This window comes from Mycobacteroides sp. CBMA 271, from assembly GCF_009729205.1.
Lineage (GTDB): Bacteria > Actinomycetota > Actinomycetes > Mycobacteriales > Mycobacteriaceae > Mycobacterium.
In genome coordinates this window covers 157,938-178,338 of the sequence record NZ_VTHB01000005.1, presented here as the reverse complement: position 1 = coordinate 178,338, position 20,401 = coordinate 157,938, and the positions used below count along the sequence as shown (strand labels likewise).

16 protein-coding genes are annotated in these 20,401 nt (G+C 62.1%); 6 read left to right on the top strand and 10 right to left on the bottom strand.

Features of this window, described 5'->3' with window-relative positions:
- Positions 1 to 128 precede the first annotated feature (128 nt).
- Entirely contained in the window at positions 129 to 1,586 is a 1,458-nt protein-coding gene (locus FZI91_RS14600) for a M20/M25/M40 family metallo-hydrolase (protein WP_155939723.1), read from the bottom strand.
- A 13-nt stretch (positions 1,587 to 1,599) separates the two neighbouring features.
- Positions 1,600 to 3,042: an MFS transporter gene (locus tag FZI91_RS14595; RefSeq protein ID WP_155939722.1), complete on the bottom strand. Its 1,443-nt coding sequence runs from the start codon at positions 3,040 to 3,042 to the stop codon at positions 1,600 to 1,602.
- A 53-nt stretch (positions 3,043 to 3,095) separates the two neighbouring features.
- Here FZI91_RS14595 and soxR point away from each other — a divergent pair, with 53 nt between their 5' ends.
- Entirely contained in the window at positions 3,096 to 3,548 is a 453-nt protein-coding gene (gene soxR, locus FZI91_RS14590; RefSeq protein WP_155939721.1) for a redox-sensitive transcriptional activator SoxR, read from the top strand.
- Here the strand turns inward: soxR and uvrB are convergent, their stop codons facing one another.
- Positions 3,549 to 5,717: an excinuclease ABC subunit UvrB gene (gene uvrB, locus FZI91_RS14585; RefSeq protein ID WP_155939720.1), complete on the bottom strand. Its 2,169-nt coding sequence runs from the start codon at positions 5,715 to 5,717 to the stop codon at positions 3,549 to 3,551.
- A 65-nt stretch (positions 5,718 to 5,782) separates the two neighbouring features.
- On the opposite strand from uvrB, the gene FZI91_RS14580 reads away from it, so the two are divergent.
- The 4 genes from FZI91_RS14580 (at position 5,783) to FZI91_RS14565 (ending at position 8,290) form a co-directional block, all read left to right on the top strand.
- On the top strand, positions 5,783 to 6,307 hold the full coding sequence (locus FZI91_RS14580; RefSeq protein WP_162526085.1) for a DUF402 domain-containing protein: 525 nt from the start codon (positions 5,783 to 5,785) through the stop codon (positions 6,305 to 6,307).
- Complete coding sequence (locus FZI91_RS14575; protein ID WP_155939718.1) at positions 6,300 to 7,298, top strand: Gfo/Idh/MocA family protein; 999 nt, start codon at positions 6,300 to 6,302, stop codon at positions 7,296 to 7,298. Before FZI91_RS14580 ends, FZI91_RS14575 begins: the two co-directional genes overlap by 8 nt.
- A 42-nt stretch (positions 7,299 to 7,340) precedes the next feature.
- Positions 7,341 to 7,751, top strand: a complete 411-nt coding sequence (locus tag FZI91_RS14570; RefSeq protein WP_155939717.1) for a hypothetical protein — start codon at positions 7,341 to 7,343, stop codon at positions 7,749 to 7,751.
- Between the two features lie 62 nt (positions 7,752 to 7,813).
- Positions 7,814 to 8,290 (top strand): DUF5078 domain-containing protein, encoded by a 477-nt coding sequence (locus tag FZI91_RS14565; RefSeq protein WP_155939716.1) that lies wholly within the window; start codon positions 7,814 to 7,816, stop codon positions 8,288 to 8,290.
- A 179-nt stretch (positions 8,291 to 8,469) separates the two neighbouring features.
- Here the strand turns inward: FZI91_RS14565 and FZI91_RS14560 are convergent, their stop codons facing one another.
- The 4 genes from FZI91_RS14560 to FZI91_RS14545 all read right to left on the bottom strand — a co-directional run bounded on the left by FZI91_RS14560 (position 8,470) and on the right by FZI91_RS14545 (position 15,984).
- Positions 8,470 to 11,454, bottom strand: a complete 2,985-nt coding sequence (locus tag FZI91_RS14560; protein ID WP_155939715.1) for an RND family transporter — start codon at positions 11,452 to 11,454, stop codon at positions 8,470 to 8,472.
- A complete protein-coding gene (locus FZI91_RS14555) occupies positions 11,451 to 11,867 on the bottom strand; it encodes an MmpS family transport accessory protein (protein ID WP_155939714.1) in 417 nt (138 codons plus the stop codon). The genes FZI91_RS14560 and FZI91_RS14555 overlap by 4 nt, the downstream gene beginning before the upstream one ends.
- 776 nt (positions 11,868 to 12,643) lie before the next feature.
- Positions 12,644 to 15,592: an RND family transporter gene (locus FZI91_RS14550; RefSeq protein WP_155939713.1), complete on the bottom strand. Its 2,949-nt coding sequence runs from the start codon at positions 15,590 to 15,592 to the stop codon at positions 12,644 to 12,646.
- Entirely contained in the window at positions 15,589 to 15,984 is a 396-nt protein-coding gene (locus FZI91_RS14545; protein WP_155940086.1) for an MmpS family transport accessory protein, read from the bottom strand. The genes FZI91_RS14550 and FZI91_RS14545 overlap by 4 nt, the downstream gene beginning before the upstream one ends.
- Before the next feature lie 365 nt (positions 15,985 to 16,349).
- Here FZI91_RS14545 and FZI91_RS14540 point away from each other — a divergent pair, with 365 nt between their 5' ends.
- Positions 16,350 to 17,015 (top strand): TetR family transcriptional regulator, encoded by a 666-nt coding sequence (locus tag FZI91_RS14540; protein ID WP_162526086.1) that lies wholly within the window; start codon positions 16,350 to 16,352, stop codon positions 17,013 to 17,015.
- Positions 17,016 to 17,025: 10 nt separating this feature from the next.
- Here the strand turns inward: FZI91_RS14540 and coaE are convergent, their stop codons facing one another.
- The 3 genes from coaE to rpsA form a co-directional block, all read right to left on the bottom strand.
- Positions 17,026 to 18,213, bottom strand: a complete 1,188-nt coding sequence (gene coaE / locus FZI91_RS14535; protein WP_155939711.1) for a dephospho-CoA kinase — start codon at positions 18,211 to 18,213, stop codon at positions 17,026 to 17,028.
- Between the two features lie 21 nt (positions 18,214 to 18,234).
- Positions 18,235 to 18,756 (bottom strand): 23S rRNA (adenine(2058)-N(6))-methyltransferase Erm(41), encoded by a 522-nt coding sequence (gene erm(41) / locus FZI91_RS14530; RefSeq protein ID WP_162526087.1) that lies wholly within the window; start codon positions 18,754 to 18,756, stop codon positions 18,235 to 18,237.
- Positions 18,757 to 18,872: 116 nt separating this feature from the next.
- Positions 18,873 to 20,324: a 30S ribosomal protein S1 gene (gene rpsA, locus FZI91_RS14525; protein ID WP_155939710.1), complete on the bottom strand. Its 1,452-nt coding sequence runs from the start codon at positions 20,322 to 20,324 to the stop codon at positions 18,873 to 18,875.
- Between the last annotated feature and the right edge of the window lie 77 nt (positions 20,325 to 20,401).

The following is a 20,401-nucleotide window of genomic DNA, read 5'->3' as shown; positions in this document are numbered from 1 at the left end:
TTGTGTCTGGCTATGCGCGCGATTTTCCCGTGCCGAGGGCGCGCGCCGGTATGGCGTGCGCCTCAATCTGACTATGAGGACCGTCACGGAGGACCGTCACGCGGCGATGAGTGCATGTACGAAGAGCATCAAGCACCGTTCGCATACTGCTTGATGACTTGATAGAGAAATGCCCTTCCGTCATACAGGGATTTCACCTGGATGCGTTCGTCCAGGCCATGCGCGTGGGTCTCCCCCGGCTTCGCGAAGATGCCGCTGAGGCCATACACCGGGGTCTTTCCGAAGTAGATGGCATCGGTTGCCCCGGTCGACATGGTGGGCACCAGCGGCACACCCGGCCACATCGACCCGGCGACAGCCTTGATGGGGTCCACGATCTGTGGGGTCAGGGGTGGGACGCTGGCGGCGTTCGTGCGGAACGGTGCTGCGGGCTTCACCATGACCTTGGGGTCATTGATTGCGGTGACGATCGCCTGCTGGGTGGCCTCCGCGGTGCCGTCCGGCAAGATTCGGCAGTTCACATTCGCGGTAGCGCGCTGCGGCAGGGCGTTATTGGCATGTCCGCCTGCGATTTTCGTGGGGACACAGGTGGTGCGGAGCATCGCGTTGTACAGCGGGTTCCTGGACAACACCGCCGCGGCGGCCGAATCTTGCGGATTGGCGACAATGCCCGACATGGCCTGACCCACCTCTTCGGGCTGAAGCGGAGCCTGTGCCGTGAAGTACGCCCGGGTCACGTCGTTGAGCCGAACAGGGAACGGTGCGGCAGCGAGTCGATTCAGGCCGGCGCCGAGAGCCTGTATGGCGTTGAAGGCTCCGGGCTGGCTGCTGTGTCCGCCCTCATCGGTGACCTCAAGAGTGAAGTCCTGATAGATCTTTTGGCCCGCCTGGATTTCGAGCAGAATCGGTGTGTTGTCCTCGTTCAGGTCGCCGCCCGCGCCCTCATTGACGACGAACTGCGCATCGATGAGCTCGGGCCGGTTCTGGTGCAGCCACTCGGCCCCATTAACCTGCCCGCCGCCCTCCTCGCCGCAGGTGAGCGCCACCCGGATTGGGACCTTCGGGACAAATTTCTCGGTGCGGTATCGAATCAGGCTGTCCACGAATATCGCAGCCATGGCCTTATCGTCCTCGGCGCCGCGCGCATAGAAGTACCCGTTCTCTTCCGCGAGGGTGAACGGATCTCGTTTCCAGTCCTCGCGTTTGGCTTCGACAACATCGATATGCGCCAGCAGCAGAATGGGTTTGGCTATCGGGCCGCCGGCATTCTCCGCGCTGTTCAGCGTCGCCACCAGGCCGCCGTCCTTGGGGTGATCGGGCGGGTTGAACAACACCAGGTCCTTATCGGTGTATCCGGCTGCCTTAAGACGATTGGCCATCTTCTGCGCGGCTTCGGTGCAACTCCCCTGGGACGCTGTCGTGTTGGTCTCGATCAGCTCCCGATAGAGGTCTCGAAACGCGCCACGATCATCGTTGGCCGAGGGAGTGCTGGTTGACGGCGGGCTCTGGTTCTGCGACGTTCCGCAGGCGGCGAGGGTGAGCACGGCAGCCGCGAGGGCGAGAGTCCGAAGCATGGTTTCGTTCATACACCCGTGATCGTCACACCGGGGCCCGAACTGTAGGTTCCTTTGCCTTATCCGTCACCTCGCGCGTCCCGGTGGTTCGCACGCGAAACACTCTGGAGGACAGGGCGACACCCAGCAACGCGACCGCGGCGAACCCCAGGAACAGCAGATGTGCGCCCCGAGTGGAGGTTCCGCCGAGGTTGACGAGAACTCCGGCCAGCCCAGCACCGAACGCCCCGGCGATCAGCTGCACGGTGCTGATTGCCGCGGCGGCCGCCGCACTTTCGGCCGGATCGCCGGACACCGACATCGCCGCGGCCGCCAGATGCGGCCAGGCCATCCCGATACCGGCACCGGTGACGGCGAAACCCAACGCCCACAGTCCGATCTCCGGACCCGTAGCGCCGTCACGTTGCAGCACACCGGCGAGTAGCAGTCCCGCGGCGACCGCGACGGGAGAGAGCATCACCACGCGTGCCACGGTCCTTGGCTTCGCCGATGCGCTAAGCATTTCTCCAACGGTCCACCCGAATGCCAAGGTGGCACCGAGGAATCCGGCAGCGACGGGGATCAGGTGGCCCAGACGCTGTCCGAAGAACGGAATGAACGTCTCGACCATTGACGTCACCGAGAGCACGGCGATCGTCAGATAGATCCATTTCAGCGGATTGCGCGCGAACACCGCCTTGGGTAGCACCCACGCCGAGGAGCGACGATCGAGCGCGACGAACGTAACGACCAGCACCCCCGCGGCGACGATCAAGCCCACCATGGTCGGCAGGGCCGATTGAAGCCCGGCCACGGCCACCAGGCTGGCGGCCGCCGTCAGTACGAGCAGCGACCGTACTGGGACACGAGGCCGTGCGGTGCCGGCCCTCGCATCCTGACCCCTGGCCAGCACATAGGGCACCATCGCGGCGATGCTCACGGTAATCACTGCCAGTGAGCCGAATGCCCATCGCCAGAGCCCAAACTGAGCGAATAGCCCGCCGGCCGCAGGACCGACGAACGTTCCGACACCCCACATCGCAGAGGTGAGCGCCGACGCGCGTGTCCACAGCCGTCGCGGCAGCGCACGATTGATGACCGCGTAGGCAAGCCCGGCCAGCAGCCCGCCCGCGGCGCCCTGCACGGCGCGCCCGGCCAGCATGACCTCCATCTCCGGGGCGACGGTGCACACCAGCGTGCCCGCGGCGAATGCACCGAACGCGAGGAGGTACGCGCCGCGCGGACCGGCCCAGCCGAGCAATGGGCCTACCACCGTGGCCGCGCCCACCGAGGCGATCAAATACACCGTTGTCACCCAGGCGTAAAAACGCTCCCCGCCGATGTCCGCGACGGCACTCGGCAACAGGCTGGTGGTGAGATAGACATTGGTGGCGTACAGCGCCACCCCGCCGGCGAGCACCGTGATGATCCCGAGCTGCCGCCCTCCCAACAGATCTCGCCAGCTGCCACCGTCCACGTCACGCGTCATGCCGACACGGTATGAGCTAAAGTCCACTTGAGATCAAGGCCGGAGGAGGCTTGATGAAGGACAAGGCCGAGCTGCTACCCATCGGCGAGGTGGCCAGGCGTACCGGCATCGCGGTGTCCGCGGTCCGCTACTACGCCGATATCGGTCTGATTCCCGCTGAACGGACGTCCGGGAATGCGCGCGTATTTCGCCGGCACGCTTTGCGCCGCATCTCGCTGATCCGCGTCGCAACCGGCTTCGGTATCCCACTATCGGAAGTCGCCGATGTCCTCGCGAGCCTGCCCGACGATAGAGCACCGAATACCCGTGACTGGCAACGTATCTCACGTCAATGGCACGCCCATCTCGAAGCCCGTAAGAGCGCGATCGCGGACATGCAAGCGAAGCTCACCGGATGCATCGGTTGCGGCTGCCTATCTATGACGAAGTGCACGCTGTTCAACCCCGGTGATGTCCTCGCCGACGACGGCTCCACCGGTGCCCGATTGCTCGCGGATCCGGACTGACTACTTGAGACCGGCGGCATCCATGCCGCGTAGTTCCTTCTTGAGATCGGCGATCTCATCCCGGAATCGGGCGGCCAGCTCGAACTGCAGATCGCGCGCGGCGGTCATCATCTGCTCGGTCATGTCCTTGATGAGGTCGGCCAGCTCGGCCCGCGGCATGCTCTTGGTATCGCGGCCCTCGAACACGCCGGCGCTGACCGCACGACCGGGCTCACCCTGTGCCCGGCGACCGCGACTGGCATTGCGGCCGGATCCGCCTACCGAAATCGCCTCGCTGGCTTCGGTATCCGACGCTTCTCGATAGACCTGGTCGAGGATATCGGCGATCTTCTTACGCAATGGCTTTGGGTCGATCCCATTCGCCTCGTTGTAGGCGACCTGCTTGGCGCGACGCCGATCGGTCTCGTCGATGGCCTCTTTCATCGAGTCGGTCATGGTGTCGGCATACATGTGCACTTCGCCGGATACGTTCCGCGCGGCTCGACCGATCGTTTGAATCAGACTCCTGCTGGACCGCAGGAACCCCTCCTTGTCGGCATCGAGGATCGCGACCAGCGATACCTCGGGCAGATCCAGGCCTTCCCGGAGAAGGTTGATGCCGACGAGGACGTCGTACTCGCCGAGGCGGAGCTGACGCAGCAGTTCGACCCGTCGCAGGGTGTCTACCTCTGAATGCAGATACCGCACTCGGATACCCATCTCCAGCAGATAATCGGTGAGATCCTCGGACATCTTCTTGGTCAGCGTGGTCACGAGCACGCGCTCATCGACTTCGGTACGTTGCCGTATCGAGGCGATGAGATCATCGATCTGTCCCTTGGTGGGTTTCACCACCACCTTCGGGTCGACCAGCCCGGTCGGCCGGATCACCTGCTCCACGAACTCACCGCCGGCGGCGCTGCGCTCGTAGTTCCCGGGCGTCGCCGAGAGATACACGGTCTGACCGATGCGTTGGGAGAACTCCTCCCAGGTGAGGGGACGATTGTCCTGGGCCGAGGGCAGCCGGAACCCGAAGTCCACCAGATTCCGCTTACGCGACATGTCCCCCTCGTACATGGCGCCGATCTGGGGAACCGTCACATGCGATTCGTCGATGACCAGCAGGAAATCGTCGGGGAAATAGTCGAGCAGTGTCGACGGCGGTGTACCTGCCCCCCGTCCGTCGATATGCCGTGAGTAGTTCTCGATACCCGAGCAAAAGCCCACATTGCGCATCATCTCGATGTCGTAGTTAGTGCGCATCCGCAGGCGCTGGGCCTCTAGGAGTTTGCCCTGACCTTCGAACTCGGATAGACGTTCCTCGAGCTCTTGCTCGATACCCACCAGTGCCTTCGCCATGCGGTCAGGTCCGGCCACGTAATGCGTGGCCGGGAAGATCCGTAACGAACTAGTTTGCCGAACCACGTCTCCGGTGAGCGGATGTAGGTAATACAGCGCCTCAACTTCGTCGCCGAAGAACTCGATGCGGACGGCCAGCTCCTCGTACGAGGGAATGATCTCGACGGTATCGCCCCGGACTCGGAAGGTGCCACGGGTGAATGCGACGTCATTGCGGTTGTACTGCATATCGACCAGCAGCCGAAGCAGCGCGTCCCGGGGCACTTCCAGTCCGATATCCAATTGCACGGAACGATCCAGATAGGACTGCGGGGTGCCCAAACCGTAGATGCACGAGACCGATGCCACTACCACGACATCACGACGCGACAGCAGATTCGAGGTTGCCGAATGCCGCAACCGCTCCACATCGTCGTTGATGGAGCTGTCTTTCTCGATGTATGTGTCCGTCTGCGCAATATATGCTTCCGGCTGGTAGTAGTCGTAGTACGAGACGAAGTATTCGACAGCGTTGTGCGGCAACATTTCTCGAAGTTCGTTGGCGAGCTGTGCGGCGAGCGTCTTGTTGGGCGCCATAACGAGCGTTGGCCGTTGCAACCGCTCGATGAGCCACGCCGTGGTGGCCGATTTGCCGGTACCAGTGGCACCCAGCAGCACCACGTCCTTCTCCCCCGCCCGCACCCTGCGCTCGAGCTCCTTGATGGCGCCCGGCTGGTCACCGGCGGGCTCGTACGGACTGACCACCTCGAACTGCCCGTCAGTCCGCAGAACGTCCGATACCGGGCGGTACTCGGAATGCGCAACGACGGGGTGTTCTGTTGCGAAAGCCATGAGCTCAGAGTAAGCCGATGGTCTGACACCCGCCGTGCACCATGAGGGACGGCAGTAAGGAAAGCGTGCATCCACCTAAACGCGAGATCTTCGACCTGGACGCGATGACCAACACCGACCCCAAGGGGATCGTCCGATCGGTGGACCACTACCGGGTTGAGCCGTGGGGGTTGTACTTGGCGCGACCGACACCGGGACGGGCGCAGTTCCACTACCTCGAATCCTGGTTGCTCCCGGCGCTGGGGCTGCGTGCGAACATCTTTCACTACAACCCGGGTTACGAACGCGACCAGGACTTCTACCTGGACGTCGGCGACTTCGTCGCCGGGCCGTCGCAGTGGACAGCCGTCGACCACTATCTTGACCTCGTGGTGCGTTGCGGGCGTGAAACCGAACTGGTGGATGTCGACGAGTTGCTCGACGCCCACAAGGCGGGACTGTTATCCACCGCCACAGCGGAACTCGCGCTCCGCCGGGCGACGGGCGCAATCGACGCGCTCGCCGGGCATGGGCACGATCTGAACGCGTGGCTCACCGCCGCAGGAATGCCGTTGACCTGGCGCGAACCGAACGGAGACGTCGATGCCTGAAACCATTCGCTGGGGAATCGTCGGACCGGGCCGTATCGCCGGCAATGTGGCCCGCGACTTCCCGCTCACGCCCGGCGCAGAGCTGATCGCCGTCGCTTCCCGGTCGGCCGAGCGTGCTCAAGAATTCGCCCAGGTGCATCGAATTCCACGGGCCTTCGGGTCATACCGGGCACTGCTCCGCGACCCCGATGTGGACGCCGTGTACATCGCAACTCCGCATCCGCAGCACCGACAGGTCGCCATCGCGGCGCTCACCGCCGGAAAGGCCATCCTCGTCGAGAAGGCCTTCACCGCGACCGCGTCTGGGACGCAGGAGATCATCGATATCGCCAGGGCCCGTGGTGTTTTTGCAATGGAAGCGATGTGGACGCGGTTTCAACCTGCGATAGTGGCAGCCAGAGCGCTCGTCGACGAGGGAGCCATCGGCGAGGTCCGACAGGTCCAGGCGGACCTCGGCGTGGACCGCCCATTTGACCCAGACGACCGATTGTTCAATCCGGCATTGGGCGGCGGCGCTCTATTGGATCTTGGTGTCTATGTGGTGTCGCTGGCCCAGTACTTTCTGGGAGATCCGGCGGCGGTGGTGGCCCATGGGTCGTTGTTCCCCACCGGCGTAGATGCCGAGGCCGGGCTGCTACTGCGGTACGACGACGGGTGCGCCGCCACATTGCTGTGCTCGCTCCTGCATCCCACTCCGGGCCAGGCGCGCATCTTCGGCACCGAGGGCTGGATCGATGTCCTGCCCCGCTTTCATCACCCTCGCGAGATTGTGTTGCACCGCAAGGGATCTGATCCCGAGGCAATTGTGAAGCCGCCAGTCGGCGGCGGTTACAGCCACGAGATCGCGGAGGTGAACCAATGCCTAATCGAGGGCCGGTCGCAGAGCACGGTGATGCCGCTCGCCGATACCTTGGCGGTACAGCGGGTACTCAACACCGCCTGCGAACAACTCGGTGTGCATCACACCGAAGGCCCCGCTGACCTGGAGTAATCGTGTTGTCGCTGACTGCCGAGCACCGGTAAGATGCCGGGTATGCGCCCCCTCCTTCGTGGGTTAGGCGCTGCCGGGACAGCGGTGGTCACTCTCGCCCTGCTGGCAGCACCAGCCTCCGCAGCCGAGCTGCACAACATCAGCTACATCGCCCGCGTCGACGGTATCGGCCGCGGGATCTCCGTGACGTTCAAGACTGATCCAGTGGATCGGAGGACCGAGCAACCGCGTCTGTCCCCGGGTGAAACCTGGGAGGTGAACCTGGTCATGGATGACGCGCAGCAGGCAGGCATGACCGTGCGGGTGCTGCCTCCCTACGGCGTCGGATTGCACTGCGAGGTGCAGGTTGACGATGTGGTGGTCGATTCGCAGGACCTGACCGTCCCGCCCGCCCTCGGGATCTTCAACGGACCCGTCAACGACACCGTCACCTGCGGTCACTTCAACACATAACCGCCTGCCGAATAAGTCACTTCCGTACCCCGGACCTGCACGGAAACCGCTACAATAGCTCCATGCGCCTGAACTCCATTCGCGGTCTTATTCGCGGTCCTGCCCGCACTGCCGGAATTGCGATAGTGACCGCGGGAATCGCCGCGAGTACATTCCCCGCGATTGCCTCTGCAGACTCCACCGATGACTACCCGGTCCCCCGGCGAATGCTGAAGACCACGTGCACCGCCGAGCAATATCTGGCCGCGGTGCGCGATTATGACCCGATCTATTACACGCGGTACATGATCGACAAGAACAACAAGCCTCAGCAGGTGCAGGACGCGACGATCGACCGCATTCACCAGTTCTTCGCCAAGGATTATGCTGGGCGCCGCGCGGAGTCCGAGGTCTTCGCGGTGAACTACCCGCCGGAGGCATTGACCTCGCAATGGCCCAACTGGGGCAAGATCTTCTTCAACAACAAGGGTGTCGTGGCCAAGGGCACCGAGAACTGCAGCAAGTATCCGTCCGACATGGCGGTCTGGGACGGACCCTAACCAAGCGAACAGAGAAACGCCCCGCGGTGATCACACCGACGGGGCGTTTTTTTTGCGCTGTTTCTGGCCGCCGCATGTCGCGTTTCCCGCGCTGTCGCGGACTCATGCCCGAATGGCATTTACCCCCGAAACGAATTCGGTCCCCACGCCATAAGCATGGGGACCGAATTGCGGTGGTGCTAGACCGGAGGTCTCGGGAACTCCGCGGTGACTGCGTCGTCATGCGCGGGACCGGGACCGACCGGCACGGGTACCGGTGGCTGGACCGGTACCGGAGGGGCCGGCGGATCGGTGGCGTACTTACTCACCTTCATGGGCCACCAGAACCATCGGCCCATCAGGGCGGCGATTGCCGGTGTCATGAATGCCCGGATCACGAAGGTGTCGAAGAGCAGGCCCAGACAGATCGCCGACCCGGCCTGGCCGATCGCGATCAGGTCGCTGGTGATCATCGAGCCCATAGTGAACGCGAACACGAGGCCTGCCTGGGTGGCGACGCTGCCGGATCCGCCCACGCCGCGAAGGATCGCGGTGTTCAAGCCGCCATGTAGCTCTTCCTTGAATCTGGACACCAAGAGCAGGTTGTAGTCCGATCCGACCGCCAACAAGATGATGACGGTGAACGGCAGTACAAACCAGTGCAGCTGCAGACCAAGGATGTGCTCCCACAGCAACACCGACAGACCGAAGGACGCTCCCAGCGAAATCGCGATGGTGCCGACGATCGTGAACGCCGCCACGATGCTTCGGGTGATGACCAGCATGATGACGAAGATCAGGCACAGCGACGCGATGACCGCAATCATCAGGTCGTACTTCACCATCTCCCCGATGTCGTGATAGGTCGGAGCGGTGCCGCCGAGATAGAGCTTGGCCTCGTCGAGCGGCGTGCCCTTGATCGCGTTCTTGGCGGCCTTGAGCTCGACCTGGGTATTGGCAAGCGACTCGTTGCTGGCGTAGTCACCCTCGTGCGTGATGATGAACTGCGCGGCCTTCCCGTCCGGCGACATCATCAGCTTGACGCCCTTCTTGAAGTCCTCGTTATCGAAGGCTTCCGGCGGCAGGTAGAAGAAGTCGTCGTTCTTCGCCTCGTCGAACGACTGACCCATCACCGTTGCGGTGTCGGTCATGCGATCCATCTGGGTGATCATGCCGTTCATCGTGCTGTACATGGTCAGCATGGTGTTTCGCATGTTCTTGGTGATGGCGATCATGGGCGGCAACTGCTCCACCATCTGCGGCATCAAGGTGTCCATCTTGTTGATGTCCTTGACCATGCCGTCCATGTTTTCGGCCATTTTGTCGATGCCGTCTAGGGTGTCGAATATTGACCGCATCGACCAACACATGGGGATATCGAAGCAGTGCTTTTCCCAATAGAAGTAGTTACGCAACGGCCGGAATTGGTCGTCGAAATTCGCGATGTTGTCGCGCATTTCGTGCACGGTTCCTTGTAATTCCGTGCTGACGCCCGCTAAATCGTGCGTCACACCGACCAGCTCTTTCATGATGCTGTACATGCGTTCCATGATCGTGATCATCGAACCCATATCATCGGCCATCTTCAACATGTCCGACATGCTGTTCTTCAGGTAATTCATGTTCTCGGTCATTGACACCGATTGCATGCTCACCTGGAATGGCACCGAGCTGTGATCGATCGGCGCGCCCATCGGCCGCGTCATGCTCTGAACCTTGTTGATGCCCTCGACACGGAAGACGTTCTTGGCAATCCGGTCCAGCACCAACATGTTCGCCGGTGTTCGCAGGTCCTTATCGGCCTCGACGATCAAGATGTCCGGGTTCATTCTCGCCTTGGAGAAGTGCCGGTCGGATGCCTGGAAACCTTGGATCGACGGCAGGCCGCTCGGGATGTAGTACCGGTCGTTGTAGTTGACGTTGTACGTCGGCAAGATGGCTAGACCGACGATGGCGATGATCATGGAGACAGCCAGAATCGGCCCGGGCCACCGCACGATTGCGGTGCCGATCTTGCGCCATCCCCGAGACTTGATCGTGCGCTTCGACTCCAGCAGCCCGAACTTCGTCGCTATCAGCAGCACCGCGGGCCCGATGGTCAGCGAGGCCGCCACCACGACGAGCATGCCGATCGCACACGGCACACCCAAGGACTCGAAGTACGGGAGACGCGTGAACTTCAAGCAGAACGTGGCGCCGGCAATGGTCAGGCCGGAGCCCAGAATCACGTGCGAGACACTGTGATACATGAGGTAGAAGGACTCGAGCCGGTCCTTACCTTCGGCTCGCAATTCGTGATAGCGGCCGATTTGGAAGATCGCATAGTCGGTGCCCGCGGCAATCGCCAATGAGGTCAGCAGGTTCACCGCGAATGTTGACAGGCCGATGATCTCGGCATTGCCGAGGATCGCGACCACACCGCGGGCGGCACCGAGTTCCACGAAGACCATGAACAGGATGAGCAGCACCGTCGTGATGGATCGGTAGATGATCAACAACATGACCGCGATGACGATGAAGGTGATGCCCGTCATCTTGAGCATGCTCTTGTCGCCGGCGTCGTTCATGTCCATCGTCAGGGCGGCCTGCCCGGTGACGAAGACCTTGAGCCCATCGGGATAGGTCCCGTTCTTCTGACTCTCGTTGACGAGCTTGTCGACGAGGTCCTGGACGGCGGTGACGGATTCCTTGCCTTCCGTCGTGCCTTGGTCCCCACGGAGATTCAGCTGAACATAGGCCGCTTTTTCATCGACGCTCTGCGCGCCGCCGGCGGTAATTCGGTCGCCCCAGAAATCCTGGGCATACTCCACGTGCTTGGTGTCGGCCCGGAGGCGCTTGACCATCTCGCGGTAGAAGGTATGCGCCTTGTCGTTCATATCGGTGGAGAACTTGGTATCGCTCTCCAGCAGGACCATGACCATGCTGTCGTCTTTGAACTGCTGGAACAGCTCGCCCTGGCGCTTAATGGCCTGATACGACGGCGCGTCCTTGGAGGCCAGCGACACCGAATGCTCTTTACCGACCTCTTCGAGCTGCGGCACCACCACGTTGACGATGACCGTCAACACCAGCCAGGCAAGGATGATCGGCACGGAGAACGTGTGGATGAATCGCGCTATGCGCGAAGGCTTTTGGGGCGCTCCATGCACTGGAGTCCCGTTCGTGGGGGCGCTGTGTGTACTCATGCGGATTTCACCATGCAGAAGACTTGGGCGTTGCGGTTGGACACGACCTGCTCGTCCTTAACTTCGCCGTTGGACAGGATGCGGCAGCCGATTTCGTCGCTATCCCCCATCGCGACGACATTGGCGAAAACAGAAGTCATCGTCGTCGTGATGGTGAGCGTCCAGGGCAGCGTCGTGAACTGGGCGCGTTGGGGCTGCGCCCTGTCGTCGAGGTAGTTGACTTCACCCTTTGTCCCTGCGGGGCCGAAGATCTCGTAGACGATGTCCTTCGGGATGATGTTCTTTGAATCATCCTTGATGCCGACCGCCTCATTGATATTGGTCGAGCCGAACACACCGTGAAGCCGAAAGACGCCGAAAGCAGCGGCCGCAAGGACCACCGCCACAACGAGCGGGATCCATACCCGCTTCAAGACCTTGAAAATCGTCCAATCCCCTTCACCCGTGTGGCCCGAGGGCCAACAACTCGACTCTGCCTATCGCGTCCGACTGTGCGCGTCCGCGACTTTCGCGCAAATAATTACCAGTCGGTACGGCACCGTGTTGTCTTTGCGGAGTCCACGCGCATGTGGGGTGTCCGGCCGCATTGTCGGTTCATCTCACGTGACTCCGCTCATGCCTATTTCTTAGTAATTCTTAAGGGATACTACATACGTTTGTCAGGTAACCGTACATGTGTCGTCGCTCACAACTTGCGTATTTAGTCCCGCAACCACCCGCAACAGCTTAGTTAGCTACAAGAAAATGTCAACAACCGGTGACACGGATCTATTCCCCGCTTCTTTTCGCCCGTGTTACGAAATCGCCAGCTCGCACACATGCGTTGGTGACTGATCCGAGAATTGCACCAGCTAATGGACCCACCCGGTGTTTGCCGTCGCTACCTCTTGGTTGCGGGCCTGGGTCGGCTCACCCGGCTCGGAATGATCCCCGCTGCCGATGGCGGCGCGCTTGCCGACAGTGATGCACTTCCGTCGATTCCATCGGGCGTGTCCTTCGCCACACTACGAGACGCTTGTCGAGTAGTGACGGCATTCCGCCGGGTGCGAGATGTCGGCGATATCTGCTACAGCAAACATTCAAAGCGCCATCGTGGTGACGGTGTGGCGTCGGAAACGCCCGCAGAACAAGGCCCTCAATGACTGATCGCCGCACCTCAATGAGAGGTACGGCGATCAGCGGCAAGCGTTTAGACCGATGGCCTCGGGAATTCGGTCGTCACCGGTTCGTCCCCATGCGCCGGGCCGACCGGCACTGGCGAGGGCGGCGGTACCGGCTGCGAGTTCGACGACACCCGCGGGGGCGGCGCAGGTCGCGTCCGTACGTTGAGCGGCCACCAGAACCAACGGCCAAGGATGGTCGCGATCGCCGGCGTCATGAAGGACCGCACGATGAGGGTGTCGAAGAGCAAGCCGAGCGCGATCGTCGTACCGACCTGACCGATGATCCGCAGATCGCTGACCACCATCACAGCCATGGTGAACGCGAACACCAGGCCGGCAGAGGTCACCACACTGCCGGTACCGCCCATCGAGCGGATGATGCCGGTCTTCAGCCCGCCGTGCAGTTCCTCCTTGAGGCGAGATACCAACAACAGGTTGTAGTCGGATCCCACCGCCAGCAGCACGATGATGGCCATCTGCATGACGAGCCAGTGCAACTCGATGCCCAAGATGTACTGCCAAATGATGACGGACAGGCCGAATGATGCACCCAGCGACAGCGCCACCGTCCCCACGATGACAAGCGCGGCCACGAAGCTGCGGGTGATGATCAGCATGATCAGGAAGATCAACGACAACGCGGAGATGCCGGCGATCATCAGGTCGTAGCGGGCGCCATCGGACATGTCCTTGAACACGGCCGCCGTGCCGCCCAACTCGATCTTGGCGCTCTCGAGAGGCGTGCCCTTCACCGCCTCGATCGCCGCCTGCTTGATCGGTTGGACGTGGGAAAGCCCTTCCGGCGTAGCGGGATCCCCGCGATGCGAGATGATCATCCGGACCGCCTTGCCGTCCGGCGACAGGAATGACTTCAGACCGCGTTTGAAGTCCGCGTTGTCGAAGATCTCCGGCGGCAGATAGAACGAGTCATCGTTCTTTGCGGCATCGAACGCCTTACCCATGGCGGTCGAGTTCTGACTCATCTCGTCCATCTGGTTGTAGAACCCAGACATGGTGCTGTACTGCGTCAGCATCATGTGCTGCATGTCTTCCATGATGGGGATCATCTGCGACATGTCCGACACCATCTTGGGCATCAGCACATCCATCCGCCCCATGTTGACGACCATGCCATCCATGGTTTCGGTCATCTCGTCGATCTTGTCGAGGGTGTCGAAGATCGAACGCGTCGCCCAGCACATCGGGATGTCGAAGCAGTGCTTCTCCCAATACAGATAGTTGCGGATCGGCCGGAACCAGTCATCGAAATTCGAGATGCTGTCCCGCATCTCGTGGATCGTGCCCTGGAGGGTGACCATGTCGCCGACCAGCTCGTGCGTAATACCCGCCATCGCGGTCATGTTGGCGAGCGTTCGCTTCATGATGACGACGTTCTCGCCCATCTTGTCGGCCTGGACCTTCATGTCCGACATCCGGTCTTTCATCAGCTTCATGTTCTGTAGCTGTCCCACGCTCTGCATGCTGATGAGGAACGGGATGGAGCTGTGTTCGATGGGTGTGCCCTGTGGACGGGTAATCGCTTGCACGCGAGCGACTCCCGGCACACGGAACACTGCCTTGGCCACCTTGTCGATGACGAGGAAGTCTGCTGAGTTGCGCATATCGTGATCGGCCTCGATAAGCAGCATCTCCGGATTCATTCGAGCCTGCGAAAAGTGCCGGTCCGCAGCCTTGAATCCCGCATTGGCGGGAATATCCGGCGGAATGTACTTCTTGTCGTCGTAGCTGGTTCGGTATCCAGGCAGTGCCGCCAGGCCAATGATGGCGATGGCGAGCGCGGCTGCGAGCACCGGGCCCGGCCAACGCACGATCGTGGTGCCGATCTTGCGCCAGCTGCGAATACGCATGGCGCGCTTGGGTTCGAACAGTCCGAACTTGCTGCCAATGGTGATGAGCGCCGGGCCCATGGTCAGCGATACCAGGACGCCCGTGAGCAGGCCGACCGAGCAGGGCACGCCGAGACTGACGAAATACGGCATGCGCGTGAAGCTGAGGCAGTACATGGCGCCCGCGATGGTTAGGCCCGAGCCCAGGATGACATGGGCCGTGCCATGGAACATCTCGTAATACGCGGCCTCTTTGTCGGCGCCCATGGACCGGGCTTCCTGATATCGGCCGATAAGGAAGATGGCGTAATCGGTGCCCGCGGCGATCGAGAGCATCACCAATAGATTCACCGCGAACGTGGACAGTCCGATGATGTTGTGGTTACCCAGGAAGGCGATGACACCCCGGGCGACGCTCAGCTGGACGCCCACGAACAGGAACACCATGACCACGGTGAAGATCGACCGGTAAAAGAAGAGCAGCATGACCACGATGACCAGGAAGGTCAGTCCGGTGATGAGCTGGAGACTGCCGTCGCCAGCGTGGTTCATATCGGTCTGCAAAGCGCCGGGTCCGGTGACGTACACCGTCAGCCCGTCCGGAAGCTTTGCGCCGTCCTTCGTCCAATCCGCCTCGAGTTTCTTGACTGTGTCGCGGACGGCCTCTGTCGACTCGTTCGAAAGCGTCTCGCCCATGTTTCCGGCGAGGTTCACCTGCACATAGGTGGCCTTGCCGTCGGTGCTCTGTGCGCCGGCCTCGGTGAGCGGATCGCCCCAGAAGTCCTGGATGTGCTGAACGTGTTTGGTGTCGGCGCGCAACCGCGACACCATCTCGTCATAGAACTTGTGGGCGCCGGGCCCCAACCGCTCCTGCCCCTCAAGCACGACCATCGCGACGCTGTCGGAATCGGATTCCTTGAACGTCGCGCCCATGTTCTTCATGGCCTTCATGGACGGTGCGTCGGTAGGGCTCAGCGAAACGGTCCGTTCCTTGGCGACCGTTTCGAGTGACTTCTGCATGCCGAAGGCGACTACCAACAGCACCCAGAAAATGATGATCGGGATCGACAGGCGCCGAATCCATTTGGCCAGGAAGGTGGGCTCACCGCCGCCGTGCGCCCCGCTCATGCGGACTTCACAAAGCAGTAGACGTAGGCGCTCACCTCGTTGACATACCTTTCATCTTTTTTCTCGTCATTGGCACTGATGCGACAGCCCAGACCGTCGGCATTACGCGTCTGCGCCAAGATGTTGCCCGTCATGGACGGTGCCGTGGTGATGATCTCGATGGACCACGGCAGGACCGCCCCGTTGATCTGGTGCGGCTCGCCCTCTTTGTCGATGTAGTTGATGTCCGCGACAGTGCCCGGGGGGCCGTAGATCTCGTACACCACGTGCTTGGGCTTGGAGTTGTTTTTGTCATCGGTCATGCTGCCGGCATAGGTGGGCATCTGTTGAGAACCGAAGATGCCGCGAATGCGCCATACCGCGAAGCCGGCGATGGCCAGGACAAGCACCATCACCACCGGGATCCACGCCCGCTTTAATACGCTGAGAATCGTAAAACCCCTTCACCCGTTGGCGTTTCGCAAACCGACGCCGCTCACCAGACCGGACCTGGCACAACTACTGATCGGATTTCCGTACCCGACCGCCCACTCGATAGGGCGGCGCAGCTATAGCCGCATGATGGCTGTTTCGAGTGAGCGATCGCGGGACACCCGAGCCCGGATCTTTCGTCGAAGTAAACCATGCCTAAGGCCGGAACAGTCGACTCCCTTCCAGCGCGTTCATCGGGCATTTTTAACGCATACTACGTGCGTAACGCACGCTACCGGGTGGTTCGCTGCGCTGCAAATCACATGCCGTGCGTTATCCTCGGCGAGTGGCGCAATTGACATTCCAGCGCGCCCGCACGGACGAAAAGAAGCGTCAGCGGGCGGCAGCAATCGTGGAAGCCGCACGATCGCTGGCTGTCGAGTCGGGCGTCACCTCGGTGACGCTGACCGCTGTCGCTAACCGCGCTGGGGTGCACTACTCGGCGGTGCGCCGCTACTTCAGCTCCCATAAAGAAGTGCTCCTGCACCTGGCCGCTGAGGGCTGGACTCGCTGGTCGGACACGGTGTGCTCCACGCTGTCCACGCCTGGCTCCGGTTCCCCCGCCAGCGTGGCCGAGGCCCTTACACACGGACTCGTCGACGACCCACTGTTCTGCGATCTGCTCGCGAACCAGCATCTCCATCTCGAACACGAGGTAGACGTGGAACGCGTCGCGGAGGTCAAACAGATCAGCAACGCCGCCGTGATCGCCATCGCCGAATCGATAGAACGCACCCTTCCTCAGATCGGACGGAAGGGTTCATTGGACATCCTGGTCGCGGCCTTTTCACTGGCCGCGATGCTGTGGCAGGTCTCGCACCCGCCCGAGGGACTCGATCATGATTACCAGAATGAACCCGGTGTTCCGCCAGACTGGAGTCTCGACTTCGAGCCGGCGATGACGAGACTCCTGACGGCGACCTGCATCGGAATCGTCGCGCAGGCTCGCTAGAGATCGCGGTTTAGGCGGTCCATCCGGTCTCTGCCGCCCACGCCAGTGCCCGGGGATACGCCAGTGCGAACCAGGGTTCCTTGGCTTCCACATACGCCGCGCCGTCGGTCGAGTTCTGCGCCGCTGTCTGTTCGGCGCGACGCTTGATGTCCAGATACTCGGCGCGAGCGCCCGAGTCGGCCCGTAACCAGTCCCGGAAGATCAACGCGTACCGCTGACCCGGCCACCCGTCGACCCGAAGGTGAACGTGCGCGAGTCGGCCAGGATCGGCGGAGGCGTGAAAACGCTTGCCCCATAACGCCGGATCGTCGCCATGTGGGTTATCCCCCATGATTCGATCCAGTCTGGGCAGCCCGATGTCGGCCAAGGGGTCAGCCAGGGCATCGGCCACGTCAAGAGATTCGACGGTCACCTGGATGTCGATGACATCCTTGGCGTCCAGCCCGGGCACTGCGGTGGAACCAATGTGGTCGATTCTCAGCGCCTTCGACCCGCACGCCACCGCCAGGCGATTGATGATGCGCTGCGCCTGCGCGGGCCAGGTCGGATCTGCCGAGACCAAAACCGGGTTGGCCCGCACCCGTTCCCGAGTGCGCAAGTTGTGCTGGTACGGCACGAGTCGGTCTACCCACAGGGCGCGGACGGTGTGTGCGAGAGGGGCGGCATCCCCCGAATTGTCCAGCCACACATCGGCGATGGCGCGACGTTGCTCATCGGTGGCCTGCGCCGCCATGCGTGCTCGTGCATCTTGCTCGCCCATCCCCCGGTGCTTGACGAGTCTTCGCACCCGTATTTCCGCGTCCGCGTGCACCACCAGCACCAGGTGGTAGAACGGAGCCAAGAAGTTCTCGGTGAGTAATGGAATGTCTTCCACCACAATGGCATCATCACCCGCAGCGGCCATCAGCTCTGCCCGTCGGGCGCCGACGAGCGGATGCACGATCCCATTGAGCGTGGCGCGATGCGCGTCGCCGGAGAACGCAATCGCGGCCAACGCGGGGCGATCAAGAGCGCCGTCGGGCAGCAGGATCGATTCACCGAATGCCTCAACCAATGAGGCAAGGCCGGCTGTGCCCGGTTCCACCACCTCGCGCGCGATGACGTCGCTGTCCACAATGAAGGCACCGCATTCGGCCAGGGTCCGCGACACCGTGGATTTCCCCGCGCCGATCCCGCCGGTCAGGCCGATCCGCAACATGCTCGAAAGTCTGTCACAGGCTCAACGGCGTCTGATGACCAGCACCGATGAGTCCACCTGTGGTGGCGGACGGAAAGCGGTTCGCGGCAATGCGATTCCCTCTCGCATTGTCCAGCGCGCTAAGTGTGAACGTTCTGCGTGCTTTCGCACCGCGGCGCGCTGCAGTACCAGGTCCGCCGCCGTCAATCCTGATCCCGGTTTCATCATGCTCCGCACCAGCGCGCCGGTAATCCCGAACGGTGGGCTTACCACGACGCGGAAGGGCCGGCGTGGCCAGCGAAAACCGAGTGCATCGACCTCGACGACTCGGACGTTCTCGTGCTCGAACCGGGACCGTAGGCGCTGTGCGCGGCCCGAACGCAACTCGACCGCCAGGACGCGGGCGCCGGCGGCGACCAAGTGCGCGGTCAGCGCACCGTCACCGGCACCGATGTCTACAACGAACTCCCCTCGGCGAACATCTGATTCGACGACGACTCGCGATGCCCAGATGTCAGTGAGCGGGTGCCAGCCCCACTGCCGCCGTGACTGTTGCCCGGACACGGCGCAGCGCCATCGTGAACAAACTCATGTGCTCAACGTATCGGGGCGCACAACCGAACTTGTTCAATAAAGAAGGCCCCGGTCGGATGACCGGGGCCTTCTTCAACAACTGCAGATCAGGCGTTGCCAGCCAGCTTCTCGCGCAGCGCAGCGAGCTGCGCGTCACCGGCGAGCGAACCGCCCTGCGGGGCCGAATCATCGGACCGCGACGAGCTGGAGGAACCGTTCGCGATGGCCGCGGCCTCTGCCTCGGCGGCAGCGGCTGACTTCTCCATCTGAGTGGTGTGCATCTTGTGACGACGCTCGGCCTCGGCGTACCGGGCCTCCCATTCGGAGCGCTCCTTGTCGTGACCCTCGAGCCACTCGTTGGTCTCGGCGTCGAAGCCCTCCGGGAAGATGTAGTTGCCCTGCTCGTCGTAGCTGTCGCCCATGCCGTACTTCGAGGGATCGAACTCCTCGGTGTAATCCTCGTTGGCCTGCTTGAGGCTCAGCGAGATACGGCGACGCTCCAGGTCGATGTCGATGACCTTGACCATCGCGTCGTCGCTCACGCCGACAACCTGATCCGGCACCTCGACGTGGCGCTCCGACAGCTCGGAGATGTGCACCAGGCCCTCGATGCCCTCTTCGACGCGGACGAACGCACCGAACGGCACCAGCTTGGTGACCTTGCCGGGCACGATCTGACCGATCGCGTGGGTCCGGGCGAAGTGGCGCCACGGGTCTTCCTGAGTTGCCTTGAGCGACAGTGAAACCCGCTCGCGGTCCATGTCGACGTCGAGCACCTCGACGGTGACCTCGTCGCCCACTTGAACAACCTCGGACGGGTGGTCGATGTGCTTCCAGGACAGCTCGGACACGTGCACCAGGCCGTCAACCCCGCCGAGATCGACGAAGGCGCCGAAGTTGACGATCGAGGACACGACACCCTTGCGGATGGCGCCCTTGGTGAGCTGGTTCAGGAACTCGCTGCGCACCTCGGACTGGGTCTGCTCCAGCCAGGCGCGACGCGACAACACCACGTTGTTGCGGTTGCGGTCGAGCTCGATGATCTTGGCCTCGATCTCCTTGCCGATGTACGGCTGCAGATCGCGGACACGCCGCATCTCCACCAGCGATGCGGGCAGGAAGCCGCGCAGACCGATGTCGAGGATCAGGCCGCCCTTGACGACCTCGATGACGGTGCCCTTGACGGCCTCGTCCTTTTCCTTGAGCTCCTCGATCGTGCCCCACGCGCGCTCGTACTGAGCGCGCTTCTTGGACAGGATCAGGCGGCCTTCCTTGTCCTCCTTGGTGAGGACCAGGGCCTCAACCTCGTCGCCCACGGAAACGACCTCGTTGGGGTCGACATCGTGCTTGATCGACAGTTCGCGGGACGGGATGACACCTTCGGTCTTGTAACCGATGTCTAGAAGAACTTCGTCGCGGTCAACCTTGACGATGGTTCCTTCGACGATGTCGCCATCGTTGAAGTACTTGATTGTTTTGTCGATAGCGGCGAGAAAATCCTCGGCCGAGCCGATGTCGTTGACGGCTACTTGCGGCGAGGTGACGGTGGGACTTGGCATGTGTGGGGTTGCTCCGGACAAGTGGTGTAGTAGGGACAGTGCTGGCACAGCTAGCTTCAGCTGCGGACGTGCTTGGT